Genomic DNA, 23,788 nt, shown 5'->3' with positions numbered 1-23,788 from the left:
TGGCCGGAGAAAGTTAGAACACGTTACATTCAAAGCTGAATCGTGTTCTAGAAGGAGACCGCATGGGTACCCCGGTGATCGTCGAGGCGGTGCGCACGCCGCTCGGAAAGCGCAACGGATGGCTCGCGGGCATGAAGCCGATGGCCGTCCTCGCGCACGCGCTGAACGCGCTGGTCGAGCGGTCCGGCATCGACGCCGCCGAGGTGGAGCAGGTCTTCGCCGGCTGCGTCACGCAGGCGGGCGAGCAGGGCGGGCACATCGGCCGCTACTCCTGGCTGTACGCGGGACTGCCGTGGCAGACCGGCGTCACCACGCTCGACGCGCAGTGCGGCTCCTCCCAGCAGGGCGTCCACCTCGCCGCGTCGCAGATCGCGGCGGGCGTGGTGGACGTCGCGATCGGCTGCGGCGTCGAGGTGATGAGCCGCGCCCCGCTCGGCACCAACGTGATGCCCGCGAACCCGCGCCCGGACGACTGGTCGCTCGACATGCCGAACCAGTTCGAGGCCGCCGAGCGGATCGCCGCCCGGCGCGGCATCACCCGCGCCGACCTGGACGCGTTCGGCGCCCGCTCGCAGCAGCTCGCCGCCAAGGCGTGGGCGGACGGCCGCTTCGACCGCGAGGTCGCGCCCGTCACGGCACCCGTCCTGGACGCCGAGGGCGACCCCACCGGGGAGACCCGCGAGGTCACCCGCGACCAGGGCCTGCGCGAGACGACCGCCGAAGGCCTCGGCAAGCTGCGGCCGGTCATGCCGGACGCGCTGCACACGGCGGGCACCTCGTCCCAGATCTCCGACGGTGCCGCCGCCGTGCTGCTGATGTCGGAGGAGAAGGCCGCCGCGCTCGGCCTGCGCCCCCGCGCGAAGATCCGGACGCAGGCGCTCGTCGGCGGCGAGCCGTACTACCACCTGGACGGCCCGGTGCAGGCGACCGAGCGCGTGCTCAAGCGGGCCGGGATGACGATGAACGACATCGACATCACCGAGATCAACGAGGCGTTCGCGTCGATCGTGCTGTCGTGGGCGTCGGTCCACGAGCCCGACATGGACACGGTCAACGTCAACGGCGGCGCCATCGCCATCGGCCACCCGGTCGGCGCCACCGGCGCGCGGCTCATCACGACCGCCCTCCACGAGCTGGAGCGCCGCGACGCCGGCACCGCCCTCATCACGATGTGCGCAGGCGGCGCCCTGTCCACGGCCACCATCCTCGACCGGATCTGATCCACTCGTCCGCCCCGGCTACCGTGGCCGGGGCGTACCCATGTTTGAAAAGGCGCGAAAGGCGGTCTCGGTGCAGCCGGAACCTGAGGACCTCGGTGGCGGGCTGTGGAGCGTTCCCGTCCCCATTCCGGACAACCCGCTCGCGTACACGCTCGTGTACGCGGTGGAGAGCCCGAAGGGGCCCGTCCTGATCGACGCGGGCTGGCAGCACGAGGACGCCTGGGCGGCCCTCCGCGACGGCCTCGGCACGTTCGGGATCCAGATGTCGGACGTCCACGGCGTGGTCGTCACGCACTTCCACCCCGACCACTCGGGGCTCGCGGGACGCGTCCGCGAGACGTCCGGCGCCTGGATCGCCATGCACCACGCGGACGCCGACGTCGTCCGCCTCTTCCACGCCGCCGGGCGGGGCGACCGCCGCCGGTTCGAGCTGACCGCGCTGCGCCGCGCCGGCGCCGCCGAGTCCGAGCTGACCGGGCCGAGCGGGCAGGTGTCGGTGTCGCCGCCGGCGATCCCCGACCGGGAGCTGTCGGACGGCGACCTCGCCGACGTCCCGGGCCGCCGGCTGCGCGCCATCTGGACGCCGGGCCACTCCCCCGGCCACATCTGCCTCCACCTGGAGGACGGCGACCGCATCTTCACCGGCGACCACGTCCTGCCCCGCATCACCCCGCACATCGGCCTCTACCCGTACGACACCCCGGACGTGGACCCGCTGAGCGACTTCCTCGGCTCGCTCGACAAGGTCTCGGCCATGGGCGTGCAGGAGGTCCTCCCCGCCCACCAGTACCGCTTCACCGGCCTCTCCGACCGCGCCCGCGAGATCATCGGGCACCACGAGGAGCGGCTGGCCGAGGTGACGGCCCTGCTCTCGCCGTCCGCCACCACCCTGTGGGACCTGACGGCGGGCCTCAAATGGCGGCACGCGTGGGCCGACATGTCCCAGCAGGCGCGCCGCATGGCCGCCGCCGAGGCCGCCGCCCACCTCCGCACCCTCGAAACGCGGGGAGTCGCCCGCCGCGAAGGCACCGACGACCCCCTGCGCTACGTCCTCCGCTGAGCGTCCCGCTAGCCGTCCGCGGCCTGCGCTCCGGCGGCGCCGACGTGCAGGACCGCGTCGGCCGCGGCGACGGTCGTCTGCGTTAGGGCGGCGTAGTGGCGGCCTGGTGTCATGTCGGCGCGTGTGCGCGCGGGAGGGATTTCGGCGGCGCTTGTCAGGCTCCAGGTGGTGGTGTTGCGCTGCAGGAAGCCCTCGTAGGTGTCGGGCTCGGGTTCGCCCAGGCCGAGGGCTTCGCTGCGTCCCATGCTGCCGATGATGACGGTGTACCGGCCGCCCAGCAGTGAGCCCGCGATGGCTCCGGCGGAGGACCAGCCGATCTCCATTCCCGCCATGCTCATGCTGCTCGGGTTGCGTTGCAGGTGGCTGTTGTGCGCGAAGACCAGGGTCGGGCCGCGTTCCGCCTCGATCGTGCGGATGTCCAGGAGGTTTCGGGCCATGAGCGCGTCCCGCGTCGCCATCAGGCCGGAGATCCGCGCGCTCTCCTCGATCCGCCGGGCGGCCTGCGCGTGGTAGCGGAGCAGGCCGAGGCCCGCGGTGAGGTGGGTGCGGGCGCGGAACCAGGCGGCGCGCGAGGTCGCCGCGATCAGTTCGGGTGCGCGCGCGTAGAGCGAGGTGAGCATGTCGTCGGCGACCGCCCGTGACCGCGCGGCCTCGGGGCCGTCGCCGAGCGACTCCACCGGGTCCAGGATCGCCTCCTGGCGGCTCCACCTGTCGTCGGGGCCGAGGAGGGCCGCGAGATCGAGGTCGAGCCCCAGGTAGTCGCGGGCGTACTCCAGATGGCGTCGCGGGCTGGGGGCGCTCATGTTCTCGGCCGGGACGTCGAAGCCGTGGAAGGCCAGCCGTTCTCCGGCGGGGCGGCCCTCGTTGTACTCGCGCATCCAGGCGACCAGCCGGCGGTTGGCGTCCAGGCCGCCGAAGCCGTGCGAGAAGCCGTCGGCCATCGCCGTGTCGAGGTTGCCCGTTCCGTGCTGGACGTAGTCGTCCACCGCGATCGCGGCCACGCGGTCGGTCTCCAGGGCGATGGAGCGGAAGCCCTGGTCCGCGAGTGCGGCGAACAGGTCGTTCCGGACGTCCCCGAACGCCGGTTCCTGGGACGGGTGGGCCGGTTCGCCGAGCGCCAGCAGTTCACATGACGCGGGCACGAAGTCCCGGATCTTCTGAGTCATGTGCCTGAATCGTATCTTTGAAAGAACGGGTGAAGCTTCGGACGCTGCCACCGGGTGACAGCGCCCGAAAGCCTCAAACGCGGGAGACGTCCCCTTCGCCGATGGGGAGGCTCGGCCAGTCCGCGGTGTCCCGCAGCAACTGGCGGTCGTGACTCGCCACCACGACCGCGGCCTCCGTGGCCTGGAGGGCCTCGGTCAGCTCGTCCACCAGGGCGATCGACAGGTGGTTCGTCGGCTCGTCCAGCAGCAGGACGTGCGGGCGCGCCGCCAAGGCCATCGCGAGGTCGAGCCGGCGCTGCCGTCCCATCGACAGCTCCCGCACCGGCCTGCCCGCGTCCGCGGACGACAGCAGGCCGAGGGACGCCAGCGAGACCGCCTCGCCCTCGGCGAGCACCCCCGTGGTGATCAGGCGCCCGACGTGGGCGGCGAACACCTCGTGGGCACGTCCGGTCTCCGCGTGCGGCGACTCCTGGGCGAGCAGTTGCACGCGCACGTCCGGGGCGCGCCGGACCGTTCCCCGGGTCGGCGCAAGCCGTCCCGCCAGTACGGCCAGGAGGGTCGACTTGCCGGCCCCGTTGGGGCCGGTGACGACCGCACGCGCCCCCGACTCCAGCGCGAGCGTGACCTCGTGCGGCAGCCGGGAGGCCACGCACACGCCCTCCGCGCTCAGCAGCGTCGTGCCCGGCCGCGCGGGCAGGTCCGGCATGCGGAACCGCTGCGGCGGCTCCGGCGCGGTCACGGCGTGCCGCTCCAGGTCGTCGCGGCGGCGGTGGACGGCGCGGACGAGCGCCGGCGCGCGGGTGGCGCGCTGGTGCTTGCCCGTGCCCTTGTCCGGCCGCCACCCGGTGACCAGGCGGTTGCGCGCCTCCGCGAGGTCGCGGGTGAGGCGCGCGTGCTCCCCGCGCTGCTGCTCGTACTCCTCCTCCCACCGGCGCAGCTCCGCCTCGCGGCCCTGCCGGTAGCCGGCGAACCCGTCCCCGTACACGGCCGGGCGGCCGTCCCGGCTCGGGTCGAGGTCGAGGATCGTCGTCGCGGCGTCGGACAGCAGCGCGCGGTCGTGGCTGACGACCACGACCCCGCCGGGGTGGGCGCGCAGCCGCGCGGTGAGGAAGGCGAGGCCGGCCGCGTCCAGGTGGTTCGTCGGCTCGTCCAGGAGCAGGAAGTCGTGCTCCGCGCCGAGCAGGCAGGCGAGCCGCACCCGGTAGCGCTGCCCGACCGACAGCTCGGACAGCCGCCGCGCCCGGTCGGTGACCGCGCCGAGGGCCTCCAGGGCCAGGTCGACGCGCCGGTCGGCGTCCCAGGCGTCGAGGGCTTCGGCGGCGTCCAGCGCCGCCGCGTAGGCGTCGTCGGCGCCGGGGCGCCCTTCGGCCATGGCGCGGGTCGCCTCGTCGAACGCGGCCAGCGCGGCGCGGGCGTCCGCGAGCTCACGGTCGACGGCGTCGCCGACGGTGGCGTCACCGTCTGCGGCCATGGCCTGCTCGGCGATCCCGAACGTGCCGACGCGCTTGACGGTGCCCTCGTCGGGGACCAGCGCTCCGCTGAGCACGTGCAGGAGCGTCGTCTTGCCTCGCCCGTTCTCGCCGACGATGCCCCAGCGGGCCCCCGGCGAGACCGACATGTGCACGTCCCGCAGGACGGTTCGCCCGCCGCGCACGACGCGGATTCCCTCGGCGGCGAGCTGGGCGCGGGCGCGCGCGGGCAGGGTGATGGTGGTGTTCATGCTTCCTCCGGACGGAGGCACGCCCGTCCCCGGAAAGGGGTGAAGTGGGTGCCTTCGAACTGACGGCCCCGCAGAAGGGGGGCCCGATGACGAACGTCAGACCGCCCGCGGCTCGTTCAACGCGAGCGGCGGGCCGTCCGGAGACCTGTCAGAGGTACAGGAGCTGCTGAAGCACGGATCCACGCTAGCAGCCGGAACGCGGCGGAAGAAGCGGGTGCGAGCCAGGTCACCTTTGCCCGTCGGCCCCTTGATGAGACTCCAGTCTCATGTTAGAACCTGTTCTAGGTCTGCGGCCAAGCAAGCGCTCAGTCGAGCGATCTCGGCACCGTCCCGGCACGAAGGGTCTTCCATGGCACTCGCGACGTCCATCGCCCCGCACGATCGGGTGTTCCGCGCCCCCGAGATCGACGTCATCGATCCGGGCGTGTACGAGCGCGGGGGCATCCCGCACCGGCAGTTCCAGTGGCTGCGCGACAACGACCCGGTGCACTGGCACCAGGACCCCAACGAGGGCGTCCCCGGGTTCTGGGCCGTGACGCGGCACGAGGACGTGGTGTCGGTGTCGCGGCGCGCCGACCCGTACTCCTCGCACGAGCGCACCGCGATGTTCGAGGAGTTCTCCTCCGACGACATCGCCATGTACGGGCAGATGATGCTGTTCCAGGACCCGCCGGACCACACCCGGCTGCGGTCCATGGTGAACAAGGGCTTCACCCCGCGGATGATCGGCCGGCTGGAGGACCACATCCGGCGGATCTGCAACGAGCTGATCGACGAGGCCGCGCCGCTCGGCGAGTGCGACTTCGTGGAGCGGTTCGCCGCGCCCCTCCCGCTCTACACGATCTGCGAGCTGCTCGGCGCGCCGCTGGAGGACCGCGAGAAGATCTTCCACTGGTCGAACAAGCTGGTCGCGTTCAACGACCCCGAGTTCATCGGGGGCCGCGAGGAGTCGACGCTGTGCGCGGCCGAGTTCGCCGAGTGGGGCGGGCAGCTCGCGGCGGCCCGGGAGTCCACGCCGCGCGACGACATCGTGACCAAGCTGCTCGCGCCCGACGCGGACGGCGGCAAGATCACGCTGGAGGAGTTCCAGCTGTTCGTGATCATGCTGTCGATCGCCGGGAACGAGACCACCCGGACCGCGACCGCGGGCGGCATGCTGGCCTTCTTCGAGCGCCCCGACCAGTGGGAGCGGCTGCGCGCCGACCGGAGCCTGCTGCCGACGGCGGTCGAGGAGATCGTCCGCTGGGTGAGCCCGATCAACCAGTTCCGCCGCACCGCCCTCGTCGACACCGAGCTCGGCGGCAAGGAGATCAAGGCAGGCGACAAGGTCGTGCTGTTCTACGGGTCGGCCAACCGGGACGAGCGGGTCTTCGACGACCCGTTCGGCTTCGACGTGGGCCGCGACCCGAACCCGCACATCGGCTTCGGCGGCGGCGGCCCGCACTACTGCCTGGGCACCCACCTGGCGCGGCTGAACCTGCGCATCATCTTTGAGACGATCCTGGAGCGGATGCCCGACATCCGGCTCGCCGGCGAGCCCCGCCGGCTCCGCTCCAACTTCGTCAACGGCTACAAGGAGATCCCGGTGAGCTTCACACCGTCCGCCCCGCTCGGGGGCTGACGGCGTCTCCGGACGAGGAGGTTCGAGGCGATGACCACCACCCCCGAGACCACCCCCGACATCGAACTGGTCGACCCCGGCGCGTACGAGCGCGGCGGCATCCCGCACGAGCAGCTGACCTGGCTGCGCGAGCACGACCCCGTCCACTGGCACCACGGCGACCCGGAGCGGGACTACCCCCCGTTCTGGGCCGTCACCCGGCACGAGGACGTCGTGCACGTGTCCCGGCACCCGGAGGTGTTCTCCTCGTGGCGCCGGCTCGCGCTGTTCGACGAGCCGGCGGAGGAGCACCTCGTCCTCCAGCGGATGATGATGCTCAACCAGGACCCGCCGGAGCACTCGCGCAAGCGGAGCATCGTCAACCGCGGGTTCACGCCGCGCGCGATCGGCGCGCTGGAGGAGCACATCCGGGACATCTGCCGGCGGCTCGTCCGGGAGACCCTCGAGCGCGGGGAGCGGGCCGACTTCGTCCGGGACCTGGCGGCGCCGCTGCCGCTGTACGTGATCTGCGAGCTGCTGGGCGCCCCGCCGGAGGACCGGGAGAAGATCTTCACCTGGTCCAACACCCTGATCGGCGGGGACGACCCGGAGTTCCAGCGGACGCCGGAGGAGGGCCAGGCGGCGGCGACGGAGCTGTACGCCTACGCCAACGTGCTGGCCGCCGACCGGCGGGAGAACCCGCGCGACGACATCGTCACCAAGCTGCTCCAGCCGGACGCCGGCGGCGAGGTCCTCACCGGCGACGAGTTCGAGCTGTTCGTGATGCTGCTGTCGGTCGCCGGGAACGAGACGACCCGGAACGCGGCGACCGGCGGCATGCTCGCGCTGCTGGAGCACCCCGAGCAGTGGGAGCGGCTGAAGGCCGACCGGTCGCTGGTGCGGACGGCGGCGGACGAGATCGTCCGCTGGGTCACGCCGGTCAACCTGTTCCGGCGGACCGCCGTCCGGGACACCGAGCTGCGCGGCAAGAAGATCAAGGAGGGCGACAAGGTCGTCGTCTTCTACTCCTCGGCGAACCGCGACGAGGCCGTGTTCGCCGACCCCTGGGCCTTCGACGTCGGCCGCGACCCGAACCCCCACATCGGGTTCGGCGGCGGCGGGCCCCACTTCTGCCTGGGGTCCCACCTCGCCCGACTCGAGCTGAGTGTGCTCTTCGAAACACTTTTGGACGCCGTGCCCAATATTGAACTCAGCGGTAACGTTCGCAGGCTAAGGTCTAGTTTCATCAACGGCATAAAGGAGATGCCGGTGCGTGTGCGTCCGGCGTCCCTCGACTGACGGGAGTGGTGCGTGGGCAGGGGCTGGCGTGGGTGAGGCAGGCGAGGCGGGCGGTCAAGCGCAGGACGGACCGCTCCGGGTCGCCCTGCTCTCGTACCGGAGCAAGCCGCACTGCGGCGGCCAGGGGGTCTACCTCCGGCATCTGAGCCGGGAGCTGGTCGATCTCGGGCACTCGGTCGAGGTGGTCTCCGGCCAGCCGTACCCCGAGCTGGACCGGGAGGAGATCGTCCTCACCAAGCTCCCGAGCCTGGACCTGTACCGGGACGAGGACCCCTTCCGCACCCCGGCCCTCCGCGAGTTCCGCGACTGGGTCGACGTCCTGGAGTTCGCGCACATGAAGACGGGCGGCTTCCCCGAGCCGCTGACGTTCTCGCTGCGCGCGCTGCGGCTGCTGAAGCGGCGCCGGCGCGACTTCGACGTGGTGCACGACAACCAGGTCCTCGGGCTCGGCAACCTCGGCATCGGCGGGCTCGGGCTGCCGCTGGTGACGAGCATCCACCACCCGATCAGCGTCGACCGGCGGATCGAGCTGGAGGCCGCGCGCGGCATCAAGCAGAAGCTCGGCAAGCGCCGCTGGTACGGGTTCGTCGGGATGCAGGCCCAGGTGTCGCGGCGGATCGGCCCGGTGCTGACGGTGTCGGAGTCGTCCAAGGTCGACATCGTCAAGGACTTCAAGGTCGACCCGCGCGACATCGAGATCCTGCCGCTCGGCGTCGACACCCGCATCTTCCACCCGCGCGGCGAGCGCGTCCCCGGCCGGATCGTGGCGATGGCCAGCGCCGACGCGCCGATCAAGGGCGTGGACGTGCTGCTGCGCGCGGTCGCGAAGGTCGCCACCGAGCGGGACGTCCACGTCGTGGTCGTCAGCAAGCCGCAGAAGGACGGCCCGACCGAGAAGCTCGTGCGCGACCTCGCCCTCGGCGACCGCGTGAAGTTCGTCAGCGGCATCAGCGACGACGAGCTCGGCGCGCTGCTCGCGTCGGCGGAGATCGCCGTCGTCCCCTCCCGGTACGAGGGGTTCTCGCTGCCCGCCGTGGAGCACATGGCGTCCGGGACGCCGCTGGTCGCGAGCCGCGCCGGCGCGCTGCCCGAGGTCGTCGGCGACGCGGGCGTGCTGGTCGCGCCCGGGGACGTCGAGGAGCTCGCCGCGACCCTGCACCGCCTGCACGACTCCGCCGAGGAGCGGGCGAAGGCCGGTGCGGCGGGGCTCGCCCGCGTCCAGCGGCGTTTCGCCTGGCCGGCCGTGGCACAGGCCACCGTCGAGCACTACCGGGCGGCCATCGCCCAGCAGAACTACCTGCGGCTGGCCGCGAAGGGCAAGTAGGGGACGCCCGCCGGGCGCCCCTGTACGGAAGGAGCACGACCCTGCTGACCGTGGATTTCCAGCGGTTCCGCGTCACCCCCGGAGACCGCGTCCTCGACATGGGATGCGGTGCCGGACGGCACGCCTTCGAGCTGTACCGCCGGGGTGCGCACGTCGTGGCCTTCGACATGGACGCCGACGAGCTGGCGGGCGTCGAGACGATGTTCGGGGCCATGCGCCTCGCCGACGAGGTGCCCGCCGACGCGACCGCCGAGACCGTGCAGGGTGACGCGCTCGACCTGCCGTTCCCCGACGACCACTTCGACGCGATCATCGCGTCCGAGGTGCTGGAGCACATCCCCGACGACATGCGGGCGATGCGGGAGCTGCTGCGCGTCCTGAAGCCGGGCGGGAAGCTCGCGGTGACGGTGCCGAGCTGGCTGCCCGAGCGGGTGTGCTGGGCGCTCTCGGAGGACTACCACACCGCGCCCGGCGGGCACGTGCGGATCTACACCCGCGCCGAGCTGGAGGCCAAGCTGAAGTCGGTCGGCTTCCGGGTCGGCAGCCACCACCACGCGCACGGCCTGCACGCCCCGTACTGGTGGATCAAGTGCGCGGTCGGCGTGGACAACGACGGCAACCCGCTCGCCAAGGCCTACCACCAGATCCTGGTGTGGGACATCATGAAGCGCCCGCTGGCGACGCGGCTCGCCGAGCGGGTGATGAACCCGCTGATCGGCAAGAGCGTCGTCGTGTACTTCGCCAAGCCCGCGACGCCGGGCACGCCCGCGGCCCCGGCCAAGGAGACGGCGGATGCGGTCTGAGACCGTCCCGCCCTCGGTCCCCGGCGTCCTCACCTCCGACGACATCGTCGCCACGGCGCGCAGCATCGCGGCGCAGCAGGAGGCGTCCGGCGCCATCCCGTGGTTCTCGCCGACCGGCGGCGTGCCCGGCCACGTGGACGCCTGGAACCACGTCGAGGCGGCGATGGCGCTGACCGTCGCCGGGTTCGGCGCGGAGGCGCGGCGCGCCTACGAGTGGCTGCGGAGCGTCCAGCGGCCGGACGGGTCCTGGCCCGCCAAGTGGGTGCTGGGCGAGGTCACCGAGCCGGGCGGGGAGTCCAACCACGCCGCCTACCTCGCGGTGGGCGTCTGGCACGAGCTGCTGTCCACCGGCGACGAGGGCTTCGTGCGGCACATGTGGCCGGCGGTCCGGCGGGCGATCGACTTCACGCTGGGGCTGCGCACCCGGCGCGGGGAGATCATCTGGATCCGGCACGAGACCGGCGAGCCGTCCGACCACGCGCTGCTGACCGGCTGCTCGTCGATCTACCAGTCGCTGCGCTGCGCGGTCGCGCTGGCCGAGCACCTCGGCGAGCCGCAGCCGGAGTGGGAGCTCGCCGCCGACCAGCTCGGCCACGTGGTGGCCGCGCACCCGGAGGCGTTCGCCGACAAGAGCCGCTGGTCGATGGACTGGTACTACCCGGTGCTCGGCGGCCCGGTCCGCGGCGCGGACGCGGCGCGGCGGTTCGCCGAGGGCTGGGACACGTTCGTGGTGCCGGGCCTCGGCTGCCGGTGCGTGTCGGACCAGCCGTGGGTGACGGCGGCGGAGAGCTGCGAGCTGGTGCTGGCGCTGGACGCGGCCGGCGACCGCGACCGGGCGCTGGAGCTGTTCACGACGATCCAGCACCTGCGGCACGAGGACGGCTCGTACTGGACGGGCTGGCAGTTCGAGAACGAGCGGCACTTCCCGGGGGACCGGTCCACCTACACGGCGGCGGCGGTGATCCTCGCGGCCGACGCGCTGGCGGACGCCTCCCCCGGCTCCCGGATCTTCAAGGAGGTCGCGGGACGGCTCCTCGGGCCCTCGGAGGCGTCCGATCCGCTGGCGTGCGGGTGCGCGCTCGTTCCCGCGGCCGGCCGCGGCTGAGGCGGCCGACCGCGGCTTGACGGGCTAGGGGGCGCCGAGGGGGTCGGCGTCGCCGACGCGTTCCAGGACGCGCAGCGACCCCACCTCCCGGCGCTCCTCGAAGGCGCCGCTCTCCAGCGCGCGCAGGTACAGGTGGTAGGGCGCCTGCCCGCCGTCCTTCGGGTCGGGGAAGACGTCGTGGATGACGAGGGCTCCGCCGGCGGCGACGTGCGGGGCCCAGCCCTCGTAGTCGCCCCGCGCGTGCTCCTCGGCGTGCCCGCCGTCGATGAACAGCAGCGCCAGGGGCGTCCGCCAGAAGGCCGACACGGTGCGCGACTGCCCGACGATGGCGACGACCTCGTCCTCCAGGCCGGCGGCGCCGATCGTCTTGCGGAAGGTGGGCAGCGTGTCCATGCGGCCGGTGCTCGGGTCGACCAGGGACGGGTCGTGGTGCTCCCAGCCCGCCTGGTTCTCCTCCGAGCCGTGGTGGTGGTCGACGGTGACCAGGACCGTCCCCGCCGCCCGGGCGGCGGCGCCCAGGTAGACGGCGGACTTGCCGCAGTAGGTGCCGACTTCGAGCAGGGGGCCGGTCGCCGCGAGGCGGGCCCCGTAGGCGAGGGCCGTCTCGTAGAGCGCGCGGCCCTCGTCGTCCGGCATGAAGCCCTTGGCCGTGCGCGCGGCGCGCAGCAGGTCCGAGGGCATCTCGCGGGCGGCGTGGGGGGTCGTCCCCGGGTCGGTGGACGCCTTGCTGTGGGTCATCGATCTCCTCCGTCGGGGCACCCTACTATCCGTGCTCCGGACCGCGAGACGCCAGTCTTGCCCAGCCAGACTGGAACGTGTTCTACTTTCGGGGTGGCCGCCCTTTTCCGAACCTGGTTCGGTAGGTTGGCGGTCACGGCGAACCCCGGAACGGAGAAACGATGAGAGTACGAGTCGACCCGCTGGTGTGCGAGGCGAACGCCGTGTGCGTCGGGCTCGCACCGGAGGTCTTCGACCTGAACGACGACGACGAGCTCCAGATCCTCCAGCCGGACGTCCCGGCCGAGGAGCAGGACCGCGTCCGGCACGCCGTGCGGTCGTGCCCCAAGGCCGCGCTGACGCTGGAGGAGTAGCCGCCCCCCGCCCCCGTCCCCCGTCCCCTCTCCCCCTTTCCTCTCCTCAATGTGGAGGCAGCCATGGCACGTGCCGCGGTCCTGCATGCGGTCGGCGACAAGGAACTCGACCTGCGCGACGACGTCTCGACGATCGATCCGGGTCCCGACCAGGTCAAGGTCAAGATCAAGGCGACGGGGGTCTGCCATTCGGACCTTTCCACCATGAGCGGCGTGCTGCCGTCGGCGCTGCCGACCGTCATCGGGCACGAGGGCGCCGGCGTCGTGGCGGAGGTCGGCGACCGGGTGACCGGCGTCCGGCCCGGCGACCACGTCGTCGTCAACTGGACCCCGGACTGCGGCGAGTGCGCCGAGTGCCTGCGCGGCGAGCCGTACCTCTGCATGACCTACCTCGCGCAGTCGTTCAGCGAGCCGGCCTTCCGGCTCGGAGACGGCAGCCCCGCGTTCGGCATGGCGGGCACCGGCACCTGGGCCGAGGAGATCGTGCTCCCCCGGCGCGGCGTCATCAAGGTGGCCGAGGACATCCCGTTCGAGTACGCCGCCCTGCTCGGCTGCGGCATCCCGACCGGGGTCGGCGCCGTGTTCAACACGGCGAAGGTCGCGCCGGGCAGCACGGTCGCGGTCGTCGGCGCGGGCGGCGTCGGGCTCTCCGTGATCCAGGGCGCCAAGATCGCCGGCGCGTCCGCGATCCTGGCGATCGACCCGAACGAGGCCAAGCACCCGGTCGCCGAGCGGTTCGGCGCCACGCACACCGCGACGCTGGACGGCCTGGACGAGGCCAAGGGGCTGCTCACCGGCGGCGCGGGCTTCGACTACGTCTTCGAGGTCGTCGGCAAGTCCGCGGCGATCACCACGGCGTGGAACGCCACCCGGCGCGGCGGCGACGTCATCGTGGTCGGCGCGGGCGCCGCCGACGACAGCTGGAGCCAGACCGCGTTCGCGCTGCTGTTCGACGGCAAGAGCCTCAAGGCGTCCCTGTACGGCGGCTGCGACCTGAAGCGCGACATCCCGATGTTCGTCGACCTGTGGCGTGCCGGGAAGCTCGACATCGACGGCCTCATCACCCGCCGGATCGGCTTCGGCGACCTCAACGACGCCGTCCGGGCGCTCGCCGACGGCGAAGTGATCCGCCAGGTCGTCCTGTTCGACTGAGAACGGCGCCCGCGGAGACCGCGACGAGGCGCGGCCGGGGCCGTCCCGCCCGTATCATCCTTCGGGTGATCCACGGTTTGGGGACGGTCCTGGCCGCGGCGGCGCTCGCCGCGCCCGTCGCCCTCGCGTCCCCCGCTTCCGCCGCCCCCCGCCCCGTCCGCATCCACGACGTCCAGGGCGCCGCGCACGTCTCGCCCCTGAACGGCGCCAGGGTCGCCCGCGTCCCCGGCGTCGTGACCGCGGTGACGACGAACGGGTTCTGGATGCAGGACCCGCATCCCGACCGGAGCGCGGCGACGTCCGAGGGCGTCTACGTCTTCACCCGCACCCGGCCGGGCGCCGCCGTCGGCGACGCGGTCCGGGTCGACGGCAGGGTCAGCGAGTTCCGCCCGGACGGCGCGTCCTCCGGCGGCCTCACCCGCACCGAGATCGACGCCACCGCGGTCACCGTCACCGCGCACGGGGCGCCGCTGCCGCCGCCGGTCGTCATCGGCGGCCCGCACGGCCGCCGCGCGCCCGGCGCCGTGATCGACCGGGGGCACGGCGACGTCGAGCGGGGCGGCGGGTTCGACCCGCGCCGCGAGGGCCTCGACTTCTACGAGGCGCTCGAAGGCATGCGGATCGCGATCGGCGACGCCGTCGCGGTCGGCCCGTCCCGCTACGGCGAGCTGCCCGTGCTGCCCGCGAACGGCGCCGGCGCCGGCGCGCGGACCGCGCGCGGCGGCATCCTGCTCCGCGACCGCGACGCCAACCCCGAGCGGATCATCCTCGACGACGCGCTCGCGCCGCTGCCCGGCATGAACGTCGGCGACCGGCTGCCCGGCGTCAACGTCGGCGTCCTCGACTACTCCTACGGCGACTACAAGCTGCTGCTCACCGCGACCCCGAAGCGCGCCGCCGGCACGCTGGCCCGGGAGACGACGCGCCCGCAGCGGCCCGGCGAGATGGCCGTCGCGACCGCCGCGCTCGACGGGCTGCACCCCGACGCGCCGCCCGCCCGGTTCGCCGCGCTCGCCGACGACATCGTGCACGGGCTGCGCTCCCCCGACCTCATCGCGGTCAGCGGGGTCGGCGACAACAGCGGCCCCGAGGACGACGGCACCACCGCCACCGACCAGACCGTCGCGCAGCTCGTCACCGCGGTCAGCGCGGCGGGCGGCCCCGCCTACGACTGGCGCTCGGTGGACCCGCGCGACAACGCCGACGGCGGCGAGGACGGCGACAACGAGCGGTCCGGGTTCCTGTTCCGCACCGACCGGGGGCTGGCGTTCGTCGACCGCCCCGCGTCCGGCGATCCGATCCCGGACGCGCCGTCCGACCGGCCCGACCCGGCCGTCACCGCGGTCCGGGCCGTCCCGCGCGGCGGCACCGCCGGGCTGACGCTGAGCCCCGGCCGGATCGCGCCCCGCGACGCCGCCTGGGCGGGCACGCAGAAGCCGCTCGCCGGGGAGCTGACCTGGCGCGGCCACCGGTTCATCGTGATCGCGAACCGGTGGTACCCGAGCACCGCCGACGACCAGCCGCTGTTCGGCCGCCGGCAGCCGCCGTCCCGGCCCACCGAGTGGCGCCGCTTCGCGCAGGCCCGCACGGTGACCGGCTTCGTGAACTCGGTCCGCAGGGTGGACGCGAACGCGCGCGTGATCGTCGCGGGCGACCTCAACGACCGCGGGACGTCCACGCCGCTGCGCACCCTCACCACGGGCGCCTGGCGCACCCCCGGCGCCGGGCTCGCCGACCTGCCCGCCGAGCTGCCGGCGGGCGACCGCTACACCGCGGTGACGGCGGGCAACTCCGAGGACCTCGACCACATCCTGCTCAGCGCGTCGCTGCGCAGGCGCAAGCACGAGTTCGACATCGTGCACCGCAACGCGGAGTTCGCGGACCGGGCGGGCGAGCGCGACCCGACGGTGGTCCGCATCGACATGTCCGGGAAGTAGCACCCCCATTTTGGGAGATGCCGAAACGATCGTCGCGGCATGTCCCTGAATACCGCCGGTGTTATTCCGCGACCGGGCCGGGCACCGAGGGTTCGTCACACCCCCCACCGGGAGGAGACACCCTCCATGGCGACCCGTTACAGGCCGCACATCAGCCTGCTCGGCCTCATCTACATCATCATCGGCGTGTTCATCGCCTGGGACCGCGGCTACATCGACGAGAGCCTCGTCCAGCGCGTCGTCAGCGCGCTGCTGGCCGTCTTCCTGTGGGTCCTCGTGCTGCTCGGCGTCGACTTCCACATCGACTTCTGAGCCCTCCGGCCGGGCACGGGCCGTCCCATGTCCCCCGCCAACCGGGACGGCCCGTGTCCATGGAGACAGGAGCACATCGCGCCCGGGTCATAGACCGCGCAGTGCCCAGGAGGTTACTTTCCGCCCATGACGAAAAAAGACTGCAGTTGCGGACACGGCGGCGGATGCTCGTGCGCGAAGGGCTGCTCCTGCGGCTGCAACGGCTAGCCCCGGCAGCCGCACGCGCATCCGCGCCTAGGCGCGGTAGGCACAGCTAAGCCGCCCGGCGGAGATCCGCCCACAGCGCTCCCCGGTCGACGCCGAGGTCCCGGAGGACGCCCACCGCCCCGCCGGCGCCGTCGGCCAGCAGACCCCACAGCAGGTCGTCCAGGCCGGCGTGTGCCCGGCGCGCGCGGCGCGCGGCCCAGAACGCCACCTCGACGGCCTTGCGGGCGCTCTCGTCCAGCACGATCGCGGCGCCCGGCCCTGCCAGCGCGACCCGCAGCGGACGCAGCGGCGCGCGCCGCAGCGTCCACAGCGCCGGGTCGTCCGGCCGCACCGCCGTTGCCTCGCTCACCCGGCGGCGCACCTCGTCGAGGTCGATGCCGAGGGTCGCGAGCAGTGCGCGGTCCCGGCCGGGACGCGCGCCGACGGCCGCCCTGACGTCCTCGGGCGCGGCTCCGACCGGACGGGAGTCGGCGAGCGCGGCGAGCAGGAACGCGTCGCTCAGGTACGCGCGCTCCGCCTCCACCGCCAGCCGGCCGGCGCGCACGACCGTGCGCCGCGCGTCCGGTGCGAACCTGTCGAGCATGGTCATCGCCTCTCCCCGCTCAGCCGTGCCGCGTGCTTCTTGTGGACGGACTGGCGCCGCACGCCGAGCGCGGCGGCGACGGCCTGCCACGACCACCCCTGCGCACGCGCGTTGCGGACGTGCAGCGCCTCCAGCTCGTCGGTGAGCCTGCGCAGCGCCGCCACGGCGGCGAGCCCCACCGCGGGATCGGCGCTGTCGGCGGCCTCCGCCAGCTCCCTCACGGACGTCATGCCGTCAGCCTAGGCTGACATCCGAGATTTGTCAGCCCAGGCTGACAGATCGTCCGGGCGGGGCCGCCATTTCGGGGGCCGTTACTTCGGGACGGGGGTGCGCCAGAGGGTCGGGGTGCCTTCGTCGGTGCCCGTGGCGAGGAGATTCGCTCCCAGCGTGGTCAGCGCGGTGAGCCGCTGCTCGCCGTGCCCGCTCAGCCCGGCGACGCCGAGGCGGCGCCAGGTCGTCCCGTCCGGGGAGGTGAGGACGGCGGCGTCGCCGCCGGTGTCCGCGGTCACGACGAAGCCCTGCGGGGTCGCGGTGACGGCGGCGGCGGTCAGGCCGGGGCCGAGGTTGCGCTGCGTCCAGGTCGCTCCGGCGTCGGTGGAGACCAGCGCGGTCGCGGACGCGGAGAGCGCCACGAGGGTGCGGCCGTGCGCGGCGACCCCGGTGAGGGGCGCGGTGAAGGCGGGCGGCGGCTTGGCGGCCGTCCACTTCACGCCGTCCGGGGACGTCCAGATGGCGGGCGCCTTGCCGCGGGCGCCGACCGCCACGTACGCCCCGTCCGCCGCCGCGACGTCGGCGGGAACGCCGTCGAGGACCGCGCGGCTCCAGGTGCGGAGGTCGGCGGAGCGCCAGGCCGTGCGGGGGCCCACCGCGACGTAACCGGACGGGCCCGCGGCGACGGCGACCGGCACCGGACCGGCGGGGAACGCGACCTTCTGCCACGCCTGGCCGTCTTGCGAAGTCAGCACCAGAGGTGCGGCCACGGCCCCGGCGGTGCGGCCTACCGCCGCCCAGCCACGGCTCCCGTGCACGGCGTCCGTCAGCCACCGGCCGGGGGGAACCTGGGCCCGCGCCCAGCGCAGGCCGTCCGGGGCGGTCCAGATGGCGGCCGCGCCGTTGGTGCTGCCCACCGCTACCGCCATCGCCGGGCTTGCGGCGATCGACCTGACCGAGCGCTCCGGATTGACGGCGCCCGGCACGGCGTCCAGGTCGACACCGTGCAGGTAGGCGTCGTCGCCCTGCCGCCCGGAGACCGCGAGCGCGCCGCCGGCGGCGACCGTCAGCCCGCTGCCGCGCACCGGCGCCGGGATGCTACCGCCCGGCCGCCAGGTACGGCCGTCGGTGCTGCGCAGGATCGTGTGCGCGCCCTTCGCGCCGCGCACGATGGCGGCGAGCCCGTCCGGCGTGCCGCCGAACCGCTCGATGCCGCCGCCGGGGAAGCGGCTCACCGCCTGCCACTTGAGGCCGTCCGGCGAGGTGAACACGACCCCGAACCGGGTGGTCTTCCGGCGCTTCTTGCTCCCGGTCGTCTGCCTGCCCTCGCGGACGGCCGCGAACCCGCCGGGACCAGCCGTCAGGCCCTTCGCGGGCCCGTAGGAGCCCTGCGCCTGCGGGACGGTCGCGGCGGCCCACGTCCGGCCGCCGTCCGCCGAACGCCAGAGCCCTTCGCCGACCACCGTCCGGGTGACCTTCTTGCGGCCCCGCTTCTTGACGACCTTCTTCGCGGTCGTGCCGTGCGCCACGACGACGCCGCCGGACGCCGCCACGGCGTCGAGGCGGGTGGCCGCCGGGACGGTGCCGCGCTGCCAGGTCCGCCCGTCGGCGGAGGCCCAGGTGACGGCGCGGCCCTTCGCCGCGCCGACGGCCAGGAAGCCCTGGGCGGTGCGGGCCAGGCCGGTCACCTGGTCGGCCGGCGTGAACGCGGCGCCCGCCGGGTGGCGGCTCCAGGTCTTGGCGTCCTTGCTCGTCCACGCGATCGCGGCGCCGGCGGGCGTCCGGCCGAGCGCCGCCCAGTGCCCGGCCGCGCCCGCGACGAGGCGCGGCGCCTCGCCGGGCGCGGGCGCGGCGCCGTCCGGCGTGCGGATCTCGGCGAGCGTCCAGGCGCGGCCCGCGTCGGTGGAGGTCAGGAAGCGCGCCCGAGCGGCGGCGGGCGCGCCGGTGCCCTCGGTGCCGGCGGCGACGATCGTCGCTCCGGCGGAGGCGACCGCGGTGAGGTCCTGGACGAGGCCGTCGGACGCGGCGGCCGGGTCGAGGGCGAACATCCCGTCCGCCGCGACGGGGCCGGGAATGCCCGGCTCGGCGGGCGCGTCCTCGCGCTGCGCCACCACGACGATCGTCCCCGCGGCGACCACCACGAGCGCCACCCCGACGGCCGCGCGCACCCGCAGGCGGCGCCACAGCACCGGCTTCTGCGGCGTGGGCGGAAGGGGCTTCGGGGGGCCGGCGACCAGCACGTCCCCGGGGTCGGGCTTCGCGGGCTTCGCGGATTTCGCAGGCTTCGCGGGCTTCGGCCTGGGCGGCTTGGCCGCCTTCGGCGCCTTGGCCGCGGGCTTCGGCGCGGCGGGCTCGGGGGCCGCGGCCGGCTTCGCGCGCTCGCGGGGCGGGGCGCCGTGCCCCCAGGTCAGCCCGGCGGCCCGCCATGCCTCGTAGGCGCGCTGCCAGGGCGACAGGGCGGCCGGGAGGTCGGCGATGTCGCCGGCGACGCCGAACGTCAGCCGGCGGCGGACCTGGCGGGAGCCCGCCGGGTCCTCCTCGGCCGTCCGCGGGGCCTCGTCCTGCTCCGGGGTCCTCGCCGTCACACGCGCTCCTTCACGGTCCTGTCGGACCACCATCAAATCGCGCCACGGGACGCCGTGTACCGACATCCGCGTGAACGGCGGCCAATGGGGCCGCTGGAGCGTTCTATCACTTCAGAGCCGACGTATCAGACCTTTCACCCGGATAGCCCCCTTGTACGCATAACCCCGGACATGGACGACCGGTGCGCCGGCCGGCGGATCGCCGTGCACCTCGGTGGAGACCCCAGCACCGTCCGCTTCCACGCGGACACCGGGCGGCGCGATGATCTCCACCGTGGACTTGTAGGCGAGCACCCGCAGCGTCGTGACCGGGCCGTCCAGTTCGGCGGCCTGGAGGTCGAGCGTCCCCGTCCCCTTGTAGACGACGGTCGTGAAACGTTCGGGCAGCCGCCACCGCCCGGCCCGGGTGACCGAGGTCTTGTAGGCGATCTGGAACCGCCCGGCGGGCGCGGTCCCGGGGCAGGGCGCGGCGTCGCGGGCGGACGGCAGGTCGGCGGCCACGGCCCCGAGGTCGGCGTGGGTGCGCGCGGCGAGCACGCGGTCGATGCGCTCGTCCAGTTCGGGCTCGTCGAGGCGCCCCTCGGCGAAGGCGGTGTGCAGCCGGACGAGCATGTCGTCGCGGTCGCGGTCCGAGGCGCGCAGTGCGGGATGCTGTTCGACGCTCATCGCATCTCTCCTTCGAGGCCGGCGCTCCGCAGCCTGCACCCTCCAGCCCGTGGAGGGTCAAACGCGATACATCGTAACTCGCCGCCGCGCGGCGTTCGAGACATTCGGCCGCATCCCGACGCGCGATCATGCTTGCGGCCGCTTCGGACGTCCGTCCGCTAAATTCGGAACCGCCCGTAGATCGAGGAGAGGGGGGACGATCCATGGGCGGGACGCTCGGCCGCGCACACGGCCCGTACACGCTGTACGATCTCGACGCCCTTCCCGAGGAGGGCCGCCGCTACGAGCTCGCCGACGGCTGGCTGCACGAGCTGCCCGGCGACCTGTGGCACGACCACGCCGCCGAGCAGCTGAAGACCGTGCTCAAGGACGCGGCGCGCCAGGCCGACGCCGACGTCCACATCGCCGGCGCCCCGCAGGACGTGACGACGCCGTCCGGCATCCGCAAGCCCGACGTCTTCGCCGTGTCCCGCGACGTCGCCCGCAGCGCCCTGGAGCGCCAGACCCGCACCTACTACGGCCCCGACCTCATCCTGGTCGCCGAGGTCGTCACGCCGCGGACGGTCAACGAGCAGATCGACCGCGTCCGCAAGGTCGAGGAGTACGCCGCGACGGGCATCCCGCACTACTGGCTGGTCGACCTGGAGCCGCGCCCGACCATCACGCTGCTCGAACTCAGGGACGACCAGTACGAGGTGGCGGGCCGGGCGCGCTCGGGCGAGGTGCTCGCCGTCGACCGCCCCTACCCCATCGCCTTCGACCCGGCCCGCCTCTCCGAAATGGACTGACCGTGCTGCTGATCACGACGCTCGACGCCTGGCGGGCCGCGGCCGGCCCGCGCTTCGTCCTCTCCGACGCGGGGGCGGTGTGGGCGCCGGAGGAGGCCGCGCTCGCCGTCGCCGACGACGCGTTCCCCGGCGGCGGGCAGGTCGTCGCCGTCGAGCTCGACCCCGCGCCCGGCGCGGTGCCCGGGCGCGGGACGGTCGACACGACGACCGCGGCCCGCGTCCGCTACCTGCGGCGCGGCCCGGACGGGCGGCACGTCGCGCTGCTCGACCGGCCCGCCACCGCCGCCGCGCTCGACCTGCTGCCGCATCCCGAGGGCGGCTGGTACCGGGAGACGTGGCGGTCGGGCGTCTCCCTCGTCCCGGACGGCTACCCGGGCGAGCGCGCGAGCGCGACCGGCATCTACTTCCTGCTGCCGCCCGGCGAGGAGTCGATGTGGCACGCCGTGCGGTCCGCCGAGGTGTGGCTGTGGCACCGGGGCGGGCCGCTGGCGCTGCTGCTCGGCGGCGACGGCGAGCGCCCGTCCGGCGACCCGGAGACCGTCGTGCTCGGCGACGGCCTGGCGGACGGGCAGGTCCCCCAGGCCGTCGTGCCGCCCGGCGTGTGGCAGGCCGCGCGCCCCGCCGGGGACGAGGAGGTCCTCGTCAGCTGCGTGGTCTCCCCCGGCTTCGACTTCGCCGACTTCCGCGCCCTGCCGTAACCCCCCGCTCAGTCCGAGGAGAACGCGGCGTCGAACGCGCCCTCCGGCGGCGTCATGGCGTTCAGCGCGCGGACGAACTCCAGCGCCTCGGGCGCGCCCTGGAGGCGGTCCATGCCGGCGTCCTCCCACTCGACCGAGATCGGGCCGTCGTAGCCGATCGCGTTGAGGGCGCGGAACACGTCCTCCCACGGCACGTCGCCGCGGCCGGTGGAGATGAAGTCCCAGCCGCGCCGCATGTCCGCCCACGGCAGGTGCGACGACAGCCGCCCGCGCCGCCCGTCGCCCGTGCGGACCTTGGTGTCCTTGCAGTCGACGTGGTAGATCCGGTCGCGGAAGTCGAACAGGAACCCGACCGGGTCGAGCTCCTGCCACACGAAGTGGGACGGGTCGAAGTTCAGCCCGAACGCGGGGCGGTGCCCGATCGCCTCCAGCGTCCGGACGGTCGTCCAGTAGTCGTAGGCGATCTCGCTCGGGTGGACCTCGTGCGCGAACCGGACGCCGGCCTCGTCGAACACGTCCAGGATCGGGTTCCAGCGCTCGGCGAAGTCGGCGTAGCCGCGCTCCACCATGGCGTCGGGGGTGGGCGGGAACATCGCGACCGTGTGCCAGATCGACGAGCCGGTGAAGCCGACGACGGTGTCCACGCCGAGCTTGGCGGCGGCCCGCGCGGTGTCCTTGATCTCCTCGGCGGCGCGCCGCCGGACGCCCTCGGCCTCGCCGTCGCCCCAGATCCGCTCGGGCAGGATGGCCTTGTGCCGCTCGTCGGGGTTGTCGCAGACGGCCTGCCCGACGAGGTGGTTGGAGATCGCCCACACCTTCAGGTCGTGCTTGGCGAGCGTCTCCAGCTTGCGCGGGATGTAGGAGTCGTCGGCGAGGGCCTTGTCGACCTCGAAGTGGTCGCCCCAGCAGGCGATCTCCAGGCCCTCGTAGCCCCAGCCGGACGCGAGCCGGCAGACCTCCTCGAACGGCAGGTCCGCCCACTGGCCGGTGAACAGGGTGATCGGTCGTGCCATGGTCATGCGCTCCCTTCGACGTCGACCCAGCAGCGGGACGCCGCGCTGTCGGCGACCGCGGCGAGGACGCGCTGCACCTGCAGCCCGTCCGCGAACGACGGCCGCGGGTCGGTGCCGTCCGCGATGGCGGTGAGCAGGTCGGCCATCTGGTGGGTGAAGGTGTGCTCGTAGCCGAGCATGTGGCCGGGCGGCCACCAGTGCCCGGCGTACGGGTGGACGGGCTCGGTGACGACGATCCGGCGGAACCCGGCGGTCGCGTCGTCCTCCGTCCGGTCGTAGAACCACAGTTCGTTGAGCGACTCCAGGTCGAACGACAGCGCGCCGGACGAGCCGCTGACCTCGATGCGCAGCGAGTTCTTGCGGCCGGTGGCGAACCGGGTCGCCTCGAACGAGGCGAGCGCGCCGCCGTCGGTGCGCCCGATGAACAGCGCGGCGTCGTCCACAGTGACCCGCGCGGTGCCGCCGCCGGGCACGGGGCGCTCCGGGACGAAGGTGTCCATCAGCGCCGACACGCCGACGAGCGACTGCCCGGTGATGAACTGCGCGGTGTCGATGATGTGCGCGCCGATGTCGCCGAGCGACCCGGACCCGGCCTTGTCGCGGTCCATCCGCCAGGTGAACGGCGCCGCCGGGTCGGCGAGCCAGTCCTGGAGGTACTGCGCGCGGACGTGCCGGACGGTGCCGATGCGCCCCTCGTCCACCAGCCGCCGGGCGAGGGTGACCGCCGGGACGCGCCGGTAGTTGAACCCGACCATCGAGCGGATGCCGCGCTCGCGCGCCCGGTCCGCGGCGGCGGCCATCGCCTCGGCCTCCGCGACGGAGTTGGCGAGCGGCTTCTCGCACAGCACGTGCTTGCCCGCGTCCAGCGCGGCGACCGCGATCTCGGCGTGGCTGTCGCCCGGCGTGCAGATGTCGACGAGCTGGACGTCGTCGCGGCGGAGCAACTCCTTCCAGTCGGTCTCGATCGACGCCCAGCCGAGCGCGGCGGCGGCGGCGCGGGCGCGGTCGGCGGAGCGTCCGGCCAGGGCGGTCATGACGGGCGTCAGCGGCGGCCCGAAGAACGGCCCGACGCTGCGCCACGCCTGGGAGTGGGCGCGTCCCATGAACGCGTGCCCGACCATCCCGACTCCGACGGTCGTCATGTTCAGCTCACCTCTCTGTGTCGTCTTCCGGGGCGGCCCCCGGCCCCCCGGGGCCGGCGCGCCCGGTCTCTACTACCTCGGGTTCGCCGTGTTCAAGCTGGCGGCGG

22 protein-coding genes are annotated in these 23,788 nt (G+C 73.8%); 13 read left to right on the top strand and 9 right to left on the bottom strand.

All coding sequences use genetic code 11. The features are described 5' to 3' along the window. Positions 1-62: 62 nt before the first annotated feature. Both AB0K34_RS32675 and AB0K34_RS32670 read left to right on the top strand, forming a co-directional pair. The gene (locus tag AB0K34_RS32675) at positions 63-1,220 is read left to right on the top strand and encodes a steroid 3-ketoacyl-CoA thiolase (protein ID WP_364552864.1); all 1,158 of its coding nucleotides are present in this window, start codon (positions 63-65) and stop codon (positions 1,218-1,220) included. Between the two features lie 40 nt (positions 1,221-1,260). Continuing rightward, positions 1,261-2,280: an MBL fold metallo-hydrolase gene (locus AB0K34_RS32670; RefSeq protein ID WP_364552862.1), complete on the top strand. Its 1,020-nt coding sequence runs from the start codon at positions 1,261-1,263 to the stop codon at positions 2,278-2,280. A gap of 8 nt (positions 2,281-2,288) precedes the next feature. Here the strand turns inward: AB0K34_RS32670 and AB0K34_RS32665 are convergent, their stop codons facing one another. Together AB0K34_RS32665 and AB0K34_RS32660 are read right to left on the bottom strand one after the other, a co-directional pair. Next, positions 2,289-3,446: an erythromycin esterase family protein gene (locus AB0K34_RS32665; RefSeq protein WP_364552861.1), complete on the bottom strand. Its 1,158-nt coding sequence runs from the start codon at positions 3,444-3,446 to the stop codon at positions 2,289-2,291. Positions 3,447-3,519: 73 nt separating this feature from the next. Continuing rightward, positions 3,520-5,166 (bottom strand): ABC-F family ATP-binding cassette domain-containing protein, encoded by a 1,647-nt coding sequence (locus AB0K34_RS32660; RefSeq protein WP_364552860.1) that lies wholly within the window; start codon positions 5,164-5,166, stop codon positions 3,520-3,522. A gap of 349 nt (positions 5,167-5,515) precedes the next feature. Here AB0K34_RS32660 and AB0K34_RS32655 point away from each other — a divergent pair, with 349 nt between their 5' ends. Genes AB0K34_RS32655 through AB0K34_RS32635 form a run of 5 tightly spaced genes read left to right on the top strand, consistent with a single transcriptional unit; the run spans position 5,516 to position 11,297 of the window. After that, the gene (locus tag AB0K34_RS32655) at positions 5,516-6,787 is read left to right on the top strand and encodes a cytochrome P450 (RefSeq protein WP_364552858.1); all 1,272 of its coding nucleotides are present in this window, start codon (positions 5,516-5,518) and stop codon (positions 6,785-6,787) included. Positions 6,788-6,817: 30 nt separating this feature from the next. Next, complete coding sequence (locus AB0K34_RS32650; protein WP_364552856.1) at positions 6,818-8,065, top strand: cytochrome P450; 1,248 nt, start codon at positions 6,818-6,820, stop codon at positions 8,063-8,065. 28 nt (positions 8,066-8,093) lie between these two features. Continuing rightward, positions 8,094-9,389 carry a glycosyltransferase family 4 protein gene (locus AB0K34_RS32645; RefSeq protein ID WP_138639483.1) on the top strand — a complete coding sequence of 432 codons (1,296 nt, stop codon included), beginning with the start codon at positions 8,094-8,096 and terminating at the stop codon, positions 9,387-9,389. Between the two features lie 41 nt (positions 9,390-9,430). Beyond that, the gene (locus AB0K34_RS32640; protein ID WP_364552879.1) at positions 9,431-10,192 is read left to right on the top strand and encodes a class I SAM-dependent methyltransferase; all 762 of its coding nucleotides are present in this window, start codon (positions 9,431-9,433) and stop codon (positions 10,190-10,192) included. Beyond that, positions 10,182-11,297 carry a prenyltransferase gene (locus AB0K34_RS32635; RefSeq protein ID WP_364552855.1) on the top strand — a complete coding sequence of 372 codons (1,116 nt, stop codon included), beginning with the start codon at positions 10,182-10,184 and terminating at the stop codon, positions 11,295-11,297. The genes AB0K34_RS32640 and AB0K34_RS32635 overlap by 11 nt, the downstream gene beginning before the upstream one ends. Positions 11,298-11,321: 24 nt before the next feature. Here the strand turns inward: AB0K34_RS32635 and AB0K34_RS32630 are convergent, their stop codons facing one another. Then, the gene (locus AB0K34_RS32630) at positions 11,322-12,035 is read right to left on the bottom strand and encodes a class I SAM-dependent methyltransferase (protein WP_364552853.1); all 714 of its coding nucleotides are present in this window, start codon (positions 12,033-12,035) and stop codon (positions 11,322-11,324) included. Between the two features lie 161 nt (positions 12,036-12,196). Here AB0K34_RS32630 and AB0K34_RS32625 point away from each other — a divergent pair, with 161 nt between their 5' ends. From AB0K34_RS32625 to AB0K34_RS32610, 4 genes are all read left to right on the top strand, one after another. After that, complete coding sequence (locus AB0K34_RS32625) at positions 12,197-12,388, top strand: ferredoxin (RefSeq protein WP_149264150.1); 192 nt, start codon at positions 12,197-12,199, stop codon at positions 12,386-12,388. Between the two features lie 63 nt (positions 12,389-12,451). After that, complete coding sequence (locus AB0K34_RS32620) at positions 12,452-13,540, top strand: alcohol dehydrogenase catalytic domain-containing protein (protein ID WP_364552852.1); 1,089 nt, start codon at positions 12,452-12,454, stop codon at positions 13,538-13,540. 65 nt (positions 13,541-13,605) lie between these two features. After that, complete coding sequence (locus AB0K34_RS32615; protein ID WP_364552850.1) at positions 13,606-15,477, top strand: endonuclease/exonuclease/phosphatase; 1,872 nt, start codon at positions 13,606-13,608, stop codon at positions 15,475-15,477. A 126-nt stretch (positions 15,478-15,603) separates the two neighbouring features. Then, the gene (locus AB0K34_RS32610; protein ID WP_138640502.1) at positions 15,604-15,789 is read left to right on the top strand and encodes a hypothetical protein; all 186 of its coding nucleotides are present in this window, start codon (positions 15,604-15,606) and stop codon (positions 15,787-15,789) included. Positions 15,790-16,042: 253 nt separating this feature from the next. Here AB0K34_RS32610 and AB0K34_RS32605 read toward each other — a convergent pair whose 3' ends face one another. The 4 genes from AB0K34_RS32605 to AB0K34_RS32590 form a co-directional block, all read right to left on the bottom strand. Beyond that, complete coding sequence (locus AB0K34_RS32605; protein ID WP_364552849.1) at positions 16,043-16,585, bottom strand: Clp protease N-terminal domain-containing protein; 543 nt, start codon at positions 16,583-16,585, stop codon at positions 16,043-16,045. Next, positions 16,582-16,809, bottom strand: a complete 228-nt coding sequence (locus AB0K34_RS32600) for a helix-turn-helix domain-containing protein (protein ID WP_089328125.1) — start codon at positions 16,807-16,809, stop codon at positions 16,582-16,584. Before AB0K34_RS32600 ends, AB0K34_RS32605 begins: the two co-directional genes overlap by 4 nt. A gap of 81 nt (positions 16,810-16,890) precedes the next feature. Then, the gene (locus AB0K34_RS32595; RefSeq protein WP_364552847.1) at positions 16,891-19,374 is read right to left on the bottom strand and encodes a hypothetical protein; all 2,484 of its coding nucleotides are present in this window, start codon (positions 19,372-19,374) and stop codon (positions 16,891-16,893) included. A 111-nt stretch (positions 19,375-19,485) separates the two neighbouring features. Beyond that, a complete protein-coding gene (locus AB0K34_RS32590) occupies positions 19,486-20,040 on the bottom strand; it encodes a DUF1707 domain-containing protein (protein WP_138640499.1) in 555 nt (184 codons plus the stop codon). Between the two features lie 203 nt (positions 20,041-20,243). Here AB0K34_RS32590 and AB0K34_RS32585 point away from each other — a divergent pair, with 203 nt between their 5' ends. After that, entirely contained in the window at positions 20,244-20,828 is a 585-nt protein-coding gene (locus AB0K34_RS32585) for a Uma2 family endonuclease (protein ID WP_138640498.1), read from the top strand. A gap of 2 nt (positions 20,829-20,830) precedes the next feature. Next, positions 20,831-21,526: a cupin domain-containing protein gene (locus AB0K34_RS32580; protein ID WP_338072627.1), complete on the top strand. Its 696-nt coding sequence runs from the start codon at positions 20,831-20,833 to the stop codon at positions 21,524-21,526. 8 nt (positions 21,527-21,534) lie between these two features. On the opposite strand, the gene AB0K34_RS32575 is transcribed toward AB0K34_RS32580, so the two are convergent. After that, a complete protein-coding gene (locus AB0K34_RS32575) occupies positions 21,535-22,539 on the bottom strand; it encodes a sugar phosphate isomerase/epimerase family protein (RefSeq protein ID WP_364552846.1) in 1,005 nt (334 codons plus the stop codon). Positions 22,540-22,541: 2 nt separating this feature from the next. Next, on the bottom strand, positions 22,542-23,681 hold the full coding sequence (locus AB0K34_RS32570) for a Gfo/Idh/MocA family oxidoreductase (RefSeq protein ID WP_138640496.1): 1,140 nt from the start codon (positions 23,679-23,681) through the stop codon (positions 22,542-22,544). Between the last annotated feature and the right edge of the window lie 107 nt (positions 23,682-23,788).

It is taken from the genome of Actinomadura sp. NPDC049382 (assembly GCF_040677125.1).
Taxonomy (GTDB): domain Bacteria; phylum Actinomycetota; class Actinomycetes; order Streptosporangiales; family Streptosporangiaceae; genus Spirillospora; species Spirillospora geliboluensis.
Note: the sequence above shows the minus strand (reverse complement) of the source record. Positions and strands in the feature narration are given on the sequence as shown.